Genomic DNA, 12767 nt, shown 5'->3' on the forward strand with positions numbered 1-12767 from the left:
TCCCTTTTTCCAAATGAAGGAGCGAGAAAAATGGAAGGCTTTTGGGAAAATATTTTAGTAATCACTGCAGCGAGGTATAGTGTATTTATTTTATCCACTCTGCTCTTTTTAGCAATTGCTGAACTGGTAACCTCCTATAAAAACTGGGAGGAAATAAAAAAAGGGAATCTGGCCGTTGCGATGGCTACCGGAGGAAAGCTATTCGGCATAGCCATGATTTTCAGATTCTCCATTGAGCATAACGATAGTTTAATGGTATCGATGGGCTGGGGGATTTTTGGTTTTGTATTATTAATAGCAGGATATTTATTTTTTGAATTTTTAACTCCATTTATGAAAGTGGATGAAGAAATCGGCAACGGCAATAAGGCTGTCGGCTTTATCTCGATGGTCATCTCTGTCGGGTTAGCCTATGTTATCGGAGCAAGCATCGTTGGTTAGGAGGGCAATGAGTGATATTTGAACGTTTAGCAAAAATATTAATGGCAGTTGGAATTATTTTTTTCATCGTAGGATTGGTTTATTTATTTCTCTAAATATTAGATAATATTTTCAAAGTTAGCAATTAACCGTTATAATAGGTATAGACTAAATTGAAGGAGGAATGATTTATGTTGGAAAAAAGGGCTTGGCATGATCGCTACCCTGAGGATTTACCTAAAACACTGGAATATGATAAGTGCGCTCTGTATCAATATTTAATTGATGCGGCGAAGCATCACGGAGAAAAGAAAGCGCTTTATTTCATGGGTAAGGAGATGACTTATAAAGAGCTGTATAAAGAGGCGAAAAAAACAGCGAATTATTTGCAATCTATCGGAATCAGAAAAGGAGACAGGGTTGCTATTTTTTTGCCAAATACTCCTCAATCGGTCATTAGCTACTATGGTATCCTGATGGCAGGAGCAATAGCTGTTCCAACAAATCCGCTTTATACGGAAAGAGAATTGATTTTTCAAATGAATGATGCGCAGGCTAGAGCAATTATTTGTTTAGATATTTTACTTCCGCGTGTAAACAGCGCCCGTTCACATACGACATTAGAGCATGTTATTGTAACCGGCATCAAGGATTATCTTCCTTTCCCTAAAAATATGATTTATCCATTTATACAGAAGCGAGAATACAATTTGGTGGTGAAGGTAGAGCCCAGCAATGATACCCATGTATGGAAAAAGATGATGGAGCACTCGGTTGCTGATTATTTAGAATCCCCTATTAATCCGGAAGAAGACCTTGCACTTTTACAATATACCGGCGGGACAACAGGCAGTCCTAAAGGAGTAATGCTGACGCATTATAATTTAAGTGCCAATGTGCAAATGTGCGAAACATGGCTTTCGCGCAGCGAAGAACAAAAAGGTCAGGATGTAGTTCTAGGTATTCTTCCATTCTTCCATGTATACGGGATGACAGCTGTGATGAACTTTGCGATAAAAAAAGCCTCCAAGATTATTCTGATACCAAAATTTGATGCGGGTGACTTATTAAAAGTAATAGATAAACAGAAACCTAATCTTTTTCCAGGCGCCCCAACGATTTATATCGGTCTGTTAAACCACCCGGAATTAGAGAAATATGATTTATCCTCTATAGATGCGTGTATTAGCGGGTCAGCCCCATTGCCAGTTGAGATTCAGGAGCGCTTTGAAAGAATTACCGGTGGAAAGCTGGTTGAAGGATATGGATTAACAGAAACTTCCCCTGTAACACATGCAAATTTTGTATATGCTGAACGTATTAACGGCAGTATCGGCGTCCCTTGGCCGGATACAGATGCTAAAATTGTTCAAATGGGTGAAGCGGGATTAGAAGAAGTTCCGGTTGGAGAAATCGGCGAAATCGCTGTAAAAGGACCGCAAGTAATGAAAGGGTATTGGAATAATGAAGAAGAGACGGCGAGTACCCTGAAAGATGGCTGGCTTTTGACCGGCGATTTAGGATATGTTGATGAATCCGGGTTTTTCTATGTCGTGGACAGAAAGAAGGATATGATTATTGCAGGCGGTTTTAACATTTATCCAAGAGAAATCGAAGAGGTTTTGTATGAGCATGAAGCTATCCAGGAAGCGGTAGCAGCAGGTATACCGGATCCATACAGAGGAGAGACAGTAAAGGCTTATATTGTGTTGAAAGAGGGAGCGGCTCTTACGGAAGAAGAGTTAAATGAATATGCAAGAAAACATCTCGCAAGCTACAAAGTCCCGAGAATTTATGAATTCCGTGATGAATTGCCAAAAACAGCAGTCGGGAAAATCTTAAGAAGAAAACTGATTGACGAAGAGAAACAGAAACAAGAAGCAGCATCTGTTTGAGCCTCGTGCTCTTTTTTTCTTTTCCAAAGCAGCTTGACAGGTAATTTAATTAAGCAGAGAATCGGAATGTATTTATATTGAAAACGTTTTAAATAAAACAGCTTTTCATTGACATTAAACTTCAAGAATTGTATATTAAAAATATGAATGACCATTCACTCATTTTTAATTATGTAATCAAGGAGTAAATCATGAATAATCAAAAACCAAAATATCATCAAATTATTGAAGCTGCTGTAAAAGTGATTGCCGAAAATGGATACCATGGGTCACAGGTTTCCAAAATAGCAAAGGAAGCGAATGTTGCTGACGGTACCATTTATTTATACTTTAAGAACAAAGAACATATTCTTGTTTCTTTATTCGAAGTGAAAATGGGAGAATTTATCGATCAAATAGCAAAAGCAATCGAAGAAAATGATTCTGCTTCTAATCAGCTGTATACCTTAATAAAAATGCATTTCACGCAGCTGTCTTCAGATTATTATTTAGCTATTGTGACCCAGCTGGAGTTAAGACAATCAAATATTTCTTTAAGACTGCAGATTAATCAAGTTTTGAAGCCTTACTTAACCGTGATTGACGGTATTATTCAAAAAGGAATGGAGCAGCAGCATTTTAGAGAGGATTTGAATATTCCTCTGGTCAGGCAAATGATTTTCGGTACACTTGATGAGATTGTTACGAATTGGGTGATGAAGGAACAGAAATATCATCTTGTTGACATGGCGCCTGAGATTCATAGAATGCTCGTCAGTGCTTTAACTTCAAAATAAACAGATAATGAAATATAAAAAAGAGGTGATTGATTTGTCCGTTTTGGAATTAAAAGTAGAGGAGAAGGTTGCTTATTTAACAATCAAAAGCCCTCCTGCTAATGCATTATCTTCTAAGCTGATCGCAAAATTAGATGAACTGTTAACACAGATTGAACAAGAAGGGGAAGCCAAAGTGGTTGTCCTGCAGGGAGAAGGCAAGTTTTTCTCAGCTGGGGCAGATATTAAAGAATTTACCGCTCTTCAAGAGGCATCAGAGTATGAAACTTTAGCTAAGAACGGCCAGAACATTTTTAACAGGATAGAGCATTTTCCGCTTCCTGTTATTGCATCCATACATGGCGCTGCATTAGGCGGAGGATTAGAGCTCGCAATGGCTTGTCATATAAGGTATGCAACGGCTGATGCCAGAATAGGGCTTCCAGAGATGAATTTAGGCATTATTCCTGGTTTTGCCGGTACACAGCGTTTGCCGCGATATATAGGTAATGCCAGAGCATATGAGATGATTTTAACCGGAGAACCGATTTCCGGAAGGCAGGCGGAAGAATGGGGGCTTGTTAACCGGATTGTGGAAGAAGATGAGCTGGAAAATGAAGTTCGTCAATTAGCCGGAAAAATTGCTGCTAAAAGCAAGCCTGGAATCAATCGGATTATGCAATTGATTCCTTATGCAAATACAAGCCAATTTGCAGAAGGAGCTGACAGGGAAGCGGGCTTGTTTGGTGAAATTTTCGGGTCATATGATGCGAAAGAAGGTGTAAGCGCTTTTAAAGAAAAAAGAGCAGCAAACTTTCAGGATAAATAGATTTTCTGGCGGTTCCCAAATTACTCGAATGATAAGAGGATGAAGTATTATTGACTGCTTTTTAAACATACATTCTAGTTTGTGACAAGGAGGAAAAAGAATATGAATATTTATGTATTATTGAAAAAAACGTTTGATACAGAGGAAAAAATTGCTGTTCAAAATGGGAAAATTGAAGATGATGGTGCAGAATTCATCATTAATCCTTATGATGAATATGCAGTAGAGGAAGCGATTGTACAAAGAGATAAGCATGGCGGAGAGGTCACAGTGGTTACCATTGGTGACGAAGACTCTGAGAAGCAGCTTCGGACAGCTCTTGCTATGGGAGCGGACAAAGCAGTTCTAATTAATACAGAAGAAGATTTGGAAGAAGGAGACCAGTTTACAACTGCCAAAATTTTAGAAGCATTTTTTGAAGACAAGGAAGCTGATTTGATTTTGGCAGGGAATGTTGCTATTGATGAAGCAAGCGGTCAGGTCGGTCCGAGACTTGCCGAGCTTTTGGGAATATCCTGCGTTACAACGATAACGAGCCTGTCTATCGATGGGGATACTGCTTCGATAGAAAAAGACGTTGAAGGAGATGTTGAAATCATCGAAACCAGCCTTCCTGTACTAGTTACTTGTCAACAAGGCTTAAATGACCCGCGTTACCCTTCACTGCCGGGAATTATGAAAGCGAAGAAAAAACCGCTTGAAGAATTAGAAATCGATGATCTGGACCTAGATGAGGATGACGTAGAAGCAAAAACGAAAACAATCGATATTTATCTTCCGCCTGAAAAAGAAGCAGGTAAAGTGTTAGAGGGAGAGGTAGCGGATCAGGTGAAGGAATTGGTATCTTTATTGAAAAATGACAAAAAGGTACTTTAAGAGAAAGTTTGTATGATAATGCAGCTGATAGTGAAAGGGGATAATAATAATGAGCGATAAATTACTAGTGATTGGTGAAGTAAGAGATAATGATATAAGAAATGTTTCCTTTGAGGCAATTGCAGCGGCGAAGCAAATTGATGCGGATGCTGAAATTGTGGGTGTTTTATTCAGTGATAGTGATTTAACCAGTGCAGGTGAAGAACTAATTGCTTATGGGGCGGATAGTGTTGTTACAGTCACGCACGACAATTTGAAAACGTATACATCAGAAGGGTATGGACAGGCGGTTTTAGAAATTATCGATGAATTATCTCCAAAAGGAATTGTCATGGGGCATACCTCTATTGGAAAAGACCTGACACCAAAGGTTGCAAGCAGGCTGTCAGCAGGACTTATCTCTGACGTAGTAGACATTGAAAAAAATGGCGATGACAATGTATTTATTCGTCCTATCTATTCTGGAAAAGCATTTGAAAAGAAGACATTTGCAGATGATTTTATATTTGTAACGATTCGCCCGAATAATATAGCTGCTCTTGAAAAAAATGCTTCAAGATCTGGCGAAGTAAATACCAAGGATATAGATATTAAAGATTTACGTACCATTGTGAAGGATGTTGTCCGAAAAACCTCGGAGGGGGTTGACCTCTCAGAAGCAAATGTTATTGTAGCAGGCGGAAGAGGAGTGAAAAGTGCAGAGGGATTTAAACCGCTTTACGAGCTTGCAGATGTACTGGGAGGTGCTGTAGGTGCATCCAGAGGTGCCTGTGATGCTGACTATTGTGATTATGCGCTGCAAATTGGGCAGACCGGAAAAGTGGTAACTCCTGATTTATATATTGCGGTAGGTATTTCCGGTGCAATTCAGCATTTAGCCGGAATGTCTAATTCCAAAGTAATTGTTGCTATAAATAAAGATGCTGAATCAAATATCTTTAATATTGCTGACTATGGAATTGTTGGTGATTTATTTGAAGTCATCCCGCTGCTTATTGAAGAAATTAAAAAAGTAAAGGCATAAAGGAAATAAAAGGTCTGTGAGAAATGCTGAGACACAGGCCTTTTGAAAGTAATTTTAATCAATTCAAGCAAACTATTAGGAAGTATACTTATACGATGATATACTCATACTAAGCTTATGATAAGCTGCATGATGTTTTAAGGAGGTAAAAATAATGGCAATTAAACATGTAACGGATCAAAACTTTACAGACGAGACATCAAAAGGTCTTGTACTTGCAGACTTTTGGGCTCCATGGTGTGGACCTTGTAAAATGATTGCTCCTGTTTTAGAAGAAATTGATGGAGAAATGGAAGAAAAAGTACAGATCGTCAAATTAGATGTGGATGAAAACCAGGAAACAGCTGGGAAATTTGGTGTAATGAGTATACCGACACTTCTTTTATTCAAAGATGGAGAAGTGGTAGACCAGGTTATTGGTTTCCAACCTAAAGAGGCATTAACAGATTTAATTAATAAACATGCCTGATAAAGTCACGTTTTCGTTCTGTGGTGATACCTTATCACAGAACGGATTCTTTGATTTCTATTAGAAAAAAGAGAATCCCTTTGTCATCAAGCAGATGAAAAGGGATTTTCTGATGTATAAAGGGCTGGTTATAGATGAAAGAAGCAATTGAAAAAAAGTTGGCTATTCTTCCAATGCAGCCTGGCTGTTATTTAATGAAGGATAAGCATGGGACAATTATTTATGTAGGAAAATCTAAAAAGTTAAGAAATCGCGTTCGTTCTTATTTTCGCGGGGCGAATGACAGGAAAACGCAGCGTTTAGTCCAGGATATTGCAGATTTTGAATATATGGTTACGTCATCAGAGATTGAAGCACTTATTTTAGAAATGAATTTAATAAAAAAATATGATCCTAAATATAATGTAATGCTGAAGGATGATAAATCGTATCCTTATTTGAAGATTACATCTGAGCGGCACCCGAGGTTAATTGTCACAAGACAGTTAAAAAAAGATAAAGGAAAATATTTTGGTCCTTATCCTAACGTGATTGCGGCAAGGGAAACCAAAAAGCTTTTAGACCGAATCTATCCGCTCAGGAAATGTAATAATCCTCCCGGCAGACCGTGTCTTTATTATCATATGGGGCAATGCTTAGCCTGTGGTAAAAATCCGCCTTCTAAAGAAACGTATCAGCAAATTGTTCAAGAGATAACCTCCTTTTTACATGGTGGGTTTAAGGATATTCGCAACCGTTTGACAAGAGAAATGACAGAAGCAAGTGAAGTGCTGAATTTTGAAAGAGCAAAAGAACTTCGAGACACTATCCAATACATCGATGCAACGATGGAACAGCAAAAAATGGCTGCTAATGATTTAGTGAACAGGGATGTTTTTGGTTACAGCTATGATAAAGGCTGGATGTGTGTACAGGTTTTCTTTATCCGGCAAGGAAAGCTGATAGAACGCGATGTCAGTATATTCCCATTTTATGATAATGCGGAAGAAGCAATCGTCAGTTTTATTGCACGATTTTATTTGCAGGAAAACCATCTGAAGCCAAAGCAGGTATTAGTTCCGATAGGCATTGATGATGAGATATTGGAAAAATTACTTGAAGTCAATGTCCATACACCGCTTCGTGGCAGAAAAAAAGAAATGGTAGAATTAGCTGAAAAAAATGCAAAAATCGCTTTGAACGAGAAATTTCAATTAATTGAGCGGGATGAGGAAAGAACCTACCAAGCAATGGAGGATTTAGGAGATTACTTAAATATAGAGACACCTCGCCGGATTGAAGCGTTTGATAATTCGAATATTCAAGGAACAGATCCTGTATCGGCAATGATTGTTTTTGAGGATGGAAAACCGAATAAAAAAGAATATCGCAAATATAAAATCAAAGATGTCAAGGGACCAGATGATTATGAAACCATGCGGGAAGTAATACGCAGACGTTATACAAGAGTACTTCGCGAGGAGCTTCCTTTACCTGATTTAATTATTGTTGACGGGGGAAAAGGCCAGATGACATCAGCATCAGATGTGCTGGAAAATGAACTTGGTTTAAGTATTCCGCTTGCTGGACTTGCTAAGGATGACCGGCATAAAACCAGCGAATTATTATATGGGGAACCTCCAGAGGTCATTCCGTTAAAACGCCAATCGCAGGCCTTTTATTTAGTGCAGCGGATACAGGATGAGGTGCACCGCTTTGCCATTACCTTCCACAGGCAATTAAGAGGAAAAGGACTGTTTCAATCCGAGCTTGACCGTATCCCGGGGGTTGGAGAGAAGCGGCGCAAGCTTTTATTGACGCATTTTAAATCAGTAGAAGAAATTAAAAATGCCTCTTTAGAAGATATGCGTAAAATTGGCATACCCAAAAATATAGCTACAGAGGTTATCGGACATTTAAAGAAGCAGGAAGCAGAACAAAACGATCGTGAAATCGAATAAGTTTCGCGATCGTTTTGTTCAGTTTTAAAGATTATTAATCCTGTATATAAACCGTAAATTCAACTTGTTTCAGGCGACGGTGAACAGATTCAAGGCATTCACAATCTACGTCTTCCAGCTGCTGCAGCGCCTCTGCTATTATTCCGGCTTCTAAACGGAAATCGGTCTCCATATTTGATTTTAATTTCGCAACAATTGTATCGGATAGAAGGTAAAAGGTTTTTACGTTCTTTTTATCTTTTACTAAATCCAGGGTCCCTAAACCCATTTTTTCAAAAAATAAACTTAAATCTTCCAGACTGCTGAACTCAAATTTCCGTGCCAGATTTCTGCCTAAAAAATAAAGAAGTGTATCTTTTTCTTCCCCAAAAAGCTCCGGCAGACCAATATAGCGTAAAATATCATATCCCGCGCCGTCACTATATAATTGCTCTAACTCAGTTACATCTAATTTTTGATTGCTGCCATACTTTGACACTATTTTCATCCTTTCCTTCACGTCTCGCTCGTGTTACATGTCTATGGTTATTATGTATTGTTGTCTGTTGATTAGCAAGTATAGGAACTAGATAATTTAACTTTACTTGCGTGTTCATACAGGTCTCAGCCTGAGCAGGAAAAGGGGACTCCTTCACCGCCTGTCGTCCGGTCATTCGGTTATTTTTCCTGTCAGCTATATTTCGAGATTTTTGAACACTGCCATTAAATTAATAGATTATCCAAGAGATTAACATCATCTGGAACCGCAAACGAAGTTAAATATCTCTATTATAATAACATTCTCTGCGACTTTTCTAAATCTTTTTCTTGGTTTTCGTATGGTTTTGTTTCATTTTGATGTAAAAACGGCGATTATCTTATAGAATGATGCAATAATATAATTCAATTTCTCATGTAATAGACTCAACTATAGCACCTAAGAATAAGCATATATATCTTGTTGTTTCAGGATTATCAAGTTCTTCTTTATTGTGCTTGCTTTTTAGTTAAATCTGCTTTTTTGAACTAATGATAGTGCATAGCTCCGCTCCGTCCCCATGGAAAACAAAACAGTCCGCCGCAGCGGTATTTTACACTCCACCTTCTATTCTTTGTCAAGGGTGTTTTCGAAGGAACGGCCAACTCCTGTTTCTATGGAAATGAAGTTTCTTTTTAAGGTGCGAAAGTTGAGTAATAGAGATTTTAATAAATACTTTTCATTTTCTTAAAGAAGCCGGTCGGGAATTCTTGACGCTTTACAATGTAAGAAGTACAATAATAGATGTTATTGTCTGTACTATAAAAATAAATATTTACAATTTTGTAAAGCGCTTTATTTTTATAGTATACATATTATAGGGATTACGTTTCAAAAGGGGGGTAAACATGGCAGAACAACGTGAGTTCTTCTTTAGAAGACTACATTCGCTGCTGGGAGTTGTGCCGATTGGTATTTTCCTAGTACAACATTTATTTATCAATCATCTTGCTGTGTATGGAGAAGAAGTATTTAATACAGCAGCTGGTATTATGCACGAATTACCATTTGTATTGCTGCTGGAGACATTAGTAATCTATCTACCAATTTTGTTCCATGCGATTCTGGGTGTTTATATTGTTTTTACATCTAGATACAGTACACGACGTTATGGATTCTTCCGTAACTGGATGTTCGCACTACAGCGGGTTACTGGAATTATCCTTGTTATCTTCATTGCATGGCACGTATTTGAAACACGCGTTCAGCTTGCTTTAGGAAATGTGGATATCAACTATAGCTTGATGGAAGGCATCCTTTCCAGCACGCCGATGTTTTGGTTCTATGTGGTAGGGGTTCTTTCGGCTGTATTCCACTTCGCAAATGGATTGTGGAGCTTCATGGTAACATGGGGTATTACACAAACACCGAAATCACAGCGCATTTCTACGTATGTGTGTCTGATTGTATTTTTAGCAGTCGGCTATCTAGGTATAAGATCATTACTTGCATTCGCATATGGTGTATAAATAGTAATGGAATGAAAGAAGGAGTGAGCTAACGAATGAGTAAAAAAGTTGCTGTAGTCGGCGGCGGTCTGGCCGGTTTGATGGCTACGATCAAAGCCGCTGAAGCAGGAGTAAATGTAGATTTATTTTCTATCGTACCTGTAAAACGTTCTCACTCTGTATGTGCACAGGGCGGTATCAATGGAGCTGTTAATACAAAGGGAGAAGGGGATTCTCCAGATTTGCATTTTGATGATACAGTTTACGGCGGAGACTTTCTCGCCAATCAGCCGCAGGTAAAAGCAATGTGTGATGCTGCACCAGGTATTATACATATGTTTGACCGTATGGGAGTCATGTTTAACCGTACGCCGGAAGGGCTATTAGATTTCCGACGTTTTGGCGGTACGCAGATGCACCGTACAGCATATGCAGGGGCAACGACAGGACAACAATTATTATATGCATTAGATGAGCAGGTTCGCCGTTATGAGGTGGAAGGACTGGTCACTAAATTTGAAGGCTGGGAATTCCTTGAAGCGGTTATTGATGAAAACGGTGTAGGAAAAGGAATTGTGGCTCAAGATGTGAAAACACATGAAATTAGAGCATTTCGTTCAGATGCAACCATCTTTGCAACTGGAGGACCTGGTATCATTTTCGGGAAATCAACAAATTCCATGATCAATACAGGCTCTGCAGCAAGTAAGCTTTATTTGCAAGGTGCAAAATATGCAAATGGAGAATTTATCCAAATCCATCCGACTGCTATTCCGGGAGATGATAAACTAAGATTAATGAGTGAATCAGCTCGTGGGGAAGGCGGACGAGTTTGGACGTATAAAGATGGAGAACCTTGGTACTTCCTTGAAGAAAAATATCCGGCATATGGTAACCTTGTTCCTCGTGATATCGCAACACGTGAAATTTTTGATGTTTGCGTAAACCAAAAACTTGGTATCAATGGGGAAAACATGGTTTACCTTGATTTATCGCATAAAGATCCAAAAGAGCTTGATGTAAAACTCGGCGGAATTATTGAGATTTATGAGAAATTTGTCGGTGAAGATCCTCGTAAAGTGCCGATGAAAATCTTCCCTGCAGTTCACTATTCCATGGGTGGATTATGGGTTGATGAGAAGCAAATGACAAGCATTCCTGGAATTTTTGCTGCTGGTGAATGTGATTATTCACAGCATGGCGGAAATCGCCTGGGTGCGAATTCCCTGTTATCCGCAATCTATGGCGGTATGGTGGCAGGTCCAAATGCTATTGAATATATTGATGGGCTGGAGGAGCATGTGGAAGAGCTTCCGGATGAACTCTATCAATCTCGTGAAGAAGCAGAACAAAGCGATTTTGAAAAGCTGATGAATATGCAGGGAACAGAAAATGCATATCAAATCCATAAAGAGCTTGGAGACTGGATGACAGATAACGTAACAGTGGTACGTGAAAATGAAAAGCTGTTAAAAACGGATGAGAAAATCGTCGAATTGATGGAGCGCTGGGAAAATATCAATATTAATGATACGACCCGCTGGAGCAACCAAGGAGTTATGTTCACCCGTCAATTAAAGCATATGCTTCAATTAGCACGAGTGATTACCATTGGTGCATATAACCGGAACGAAAGCCGCGGAGCACATTATAAACCGGAGTTTCCGGAAAGAAATGATGAGGAATGGTTAAAAACAACTGTTGCTGAATACAATGCGGAAAAGAATGAGCCTGTATTTAGTTATGAAGATGTAGATATTTCCTTGATTCCCCCTCGGAAACGAGATTATACAACAAAACATTAGAAAGGAGTAAACGAAATGGCTGAACAAAGTAAAGTTACCTTTATTATAACTAGACAAGACGGTCCGGACGCTGCTCCTTATGAGGAAACGTTTGAGATACCTTATAGACAGAATATGAATGTTATTTCTGCTTTAATGGAAATCCGAAAAAATCCTGTGAACAGCAAAGGAGAGCAAACCACACCAGTCATGTGGGACATGAACTGCTTAGAGGAGGTTTGCGGCGCTTGTTCAATGGTTATTAATGGAACAGCAAGGCAGTCCTGTGCGGCATTGGTTGATCAGCTGGAGCAGCCTATCCGTTTAGAGCCGATGGCCACATTCGATGTTGTCCGTGACCTTATCGTCGACCGTGATCGCATGTTTGAAGCTTTAAAACAAGTAAAAGCATGGATTCCAATCGACGGTACGCATGATTTAGGTCCTGGACCGCGCATGCCGGAGAATAAACGCCAATGGGCATATGAGCTGTCTAAATGTATGACATGCGGTGTTTGTCTGGAAGCTTGTCCGAACGTAAATGACAGTTCCAATTTCATTGGTCCTGCTGCTATTTCCCAAGCACGTTTATTTAACGCGCATCCAACTGGTGAAATGAATGCCAGTGACCGTTTAAACGGTTTAATGGAAGACGGCGGAATTGACGGCTGCGGAAATTCTCAAAACTGTGTACAAGTTTGTCCAAAAGGAATTCCTCTGACAACTTCTATCGCAGCAATGAACCGCGCGACCAATATCCAAGCATTTAAAAACTTCTTTGGAAGCGACACAGCACTTTAATAGGTGATG

At 39.2% G+C, this 12767-nt stretch carries 12 protein-coding genes; 11 read left to right on the plus strand and 1 reads right to left on the minus strand.

The window, feature by feature from the left end; genetic code table 11:
- Positions 1-30: 30 nt before the first annotated feature.
- The 8 genes from ACZSMY_RS03445 (at position 31) to uvrC (ending at position 8208) form a co-directional block, all read left to right on the plus strand.
- Positions 31-441 (plus strand): DUF350 domain-containing protein, encoded by a 411-nt coding sequence (locus ACZSMY_RS03445; protein ID WP_042534446.1) that lies wholly within the window; start codon positions 31-33, stop codon positions 439-441.
- A 170-nt stretch (positions 442-611) separates the two neighbouring features.
- Positions 612-2315, plus strand: a complete 1704-nt coding sequence (locus tag ACZSMY_RS03450) for a long-chain-fatty-acid--CoA ligase (protein WP_193062349.1) — start codon at positions 612-614, stop codon at positions 2313-2315.
- A gap of 191 nt (positions 2316-2506) precedes the next feature.
- The gene (locus ACZSMY_RS03455) at positions 2507-3091 is read left to right on the plus strand and encodes a TetR/AcrR family transcriptional regulator (protein WP_042534442.1); all 585 of its coding nucleotides are present in this window, start codon (positions 2507-2509) and stop codon (positions 3089-3091) included.
- Between the two features lie 34 nt (positions 3092-3125).
- Positions 3126-3899 carry an enoyl-CoA hydratase gene (locus ACZSMY_RS03460; protein ID WP_193062347.1) on the plus strand — a complete coding sequence of 258 codons (774 nt, stop codon included), beginning with the start codon at positions 3126-3128 and terminating at the stop codon, positions 3897-3899.
- 102 nt (positions 3900-4001) lie between these two features.
- The gene (locus tag ACZSMY_RS03465; protein WP_042534438.1) at positions 4002-4775 is read left to right on the plus strand and encodes an electron transfer flavoprotein subunit beta/FixA family protein; all 774 of its coding nucleotides are present in this window, start codon (positions 4002-4004) and stop codon (positions 4773-4775) included.
- 49 nt (positions 4776-4824) lie between these two features.
- The gene (locus tag ACZSMY_RS03470) at positions 4825-5799 is read left to right on the plus strand and encodes an electron transfer flavoprotein subunit alpha/FixB family protein (protein WP_465147460.1); all 975 of its coding nucleotides are present in this window, start codon (positions 4825-4827) and stop codon (positions 5797-5799) included.
- A 154-nt stretch (positions 5800-5953) separates the two neighbouring features.
- A complete protein-coding gene (gene trxA, locus ACZSMY_RS03475) occupies positions 5954-6268 on the plus strand; it encodes a thioredoxin (protein WP_042534434.1) in 315 nt (104 codons plus the stop codon).
- Between the two features lie 134 nt (positions 6269-6402).
- A complete protein-coding gene (gene uvrC, locus ACZSMY_RS03480; RefSeq protein WP_256704762.1) occupies positions 6403-8208 on the plus strand; it encodes an excinuclease ABC subunit UvrC in 1806 nt (601 codons plus the stop codon).
- Between the two features lie 34 nt (positions 8209-8242).
- On the opposite strand, the gene ACZSMY_RS03485 is transcribed toward uvrC, so the two are convergent.
- Positions 8243-8686, minus strand: coding sequence for a DUF2507 domain-containing protein (locus ACZSMY_RS03485; RefSeq protein ID WP_244882405.1), 444 nt, complete (start codon positions 8684-8686; stop codon positions 8243-8245).
- Between the two features lie 887 nt (positions 8687-9573).
- Here ACZSMY_RS03485 and ACZSMY_RS03490 point away from each other — a divergent pair.
- From ACZSMY_RS03490 to sdhB, 3 genes are read left to right on the plus strand one after another with little or no spacing between them, the layout of a single operon-like run.
- Positions 9574-10194 carry a succinate dehydrogenase cytochrome b558 subunit gene (locus ACZSMY_RS03490; protein WP_042534431.1) on the plus strand — a complete coding sequence of 207 codons (621 nt, stop codon included), beginning with the start codon at positions 9574-9576 and terminating at the stop codon, positions 10192-10194.
- Between the two features lie 35 nt (positions 10195-10229).
- Positions 10230-11978 (plus strand): succinate dehydrogenase flavoprotein subunit, encoded by a 1749-nt coding sequence (gene sdhA, locus ACZSMY_RS03495; RefSeq protein WP_042534430.1) that lies wholly within the window; start codon positions 10230-10232, stop codon positions 11976-11978.
- A 15-nt stretch (positions 11979-11993) separates the two neighbouring features.
- Positions 11994-12758: a succinate dehydrogenase iron-sulfur subunit gene (sdhB, locus tag ACZSMY_RS03500; protein ID WP_042534429.1), complete on the plus strand. Its 765-nt coding sequence runs from the start codon at positions 11994-11996 to the stop codon at positions 12756-12758.
- Positions 12759-12767 lie beyond the last annotated feature (9 nt).

It is taken from the genome of Oceanobacillus sp. B139/18 (assembly GCF_055524595.1).

Bases quoted from the DNA above. Each gene is read 5' to 3' on its own strand.
- ACZSMY_RS03445 (WP_042534446.1), top strand. From the start codon at position 31: ATGGAAGGCTTTTGGGAAAATATTTTAGTAATCACTGCAGCGAGGTAT.
- sdhB (WP_042534429.1), top strand. From the start codon at position 11,994: ATGGCTGAACAAAGTAAAGTTACCTTTATTATAACTAGACAAGACGGT.
- ACZSMY_RS03465 (WP_042534438.1), top strand. From the start codon at position 4,002: ATGAATATTTATGTATTATTGAAAAAAACGTTTGATACAGAGGAAAAA.
- uvrC (WP_256704762.1), top strand. From the start codon at position 6,403: ATGAAAGAAGCAATTGAAAAAAAGTTGGCTATTCTTCCAATGCAGCCT.
- ACZSMY_RS03450 (WP_193062349.1), top strand. From the start codon at position 612: ATGTTGGAAAAAAGGGCTTGGCATGATCGCTACCCTGAGGATTTACCT.
- ACZSMY_RS03490 (WP_042534431.1), top strand. From the start codon at position 9,574: ATGGCAGAACAACGTGAGTTCTTCTTTAGAAGACTACATTCGCTGCTG.
- trxA (WP_042534434.1), top strand. From the start codon at position 5,954: ATGGCAATTAAACATGTAACGGATCAAAACTTTACAGACGAGACATCA.
- ACZSMY_RS03455 (WP_042534442.1), top strand. From the start codon at position 2,507: ATGAATAATCAAAAACCAAAATATCATCAAATTATTGAAGCTGCTGTA.
- sdhA (WP_042534430.1), top strand. From the start codon at position 10,230: ATGAGTAAAAAAGTTGCTGTAGTCGGCGGCGGTCTGGCCGGTTTGATG.
- ACZSMY_RS03470 (WP_465147460.1), top strand. From the start codon at position 4,825: ATGAGCGATAAATTACTAGTGATTGGTGAAGTAAGAGATAATGATATA.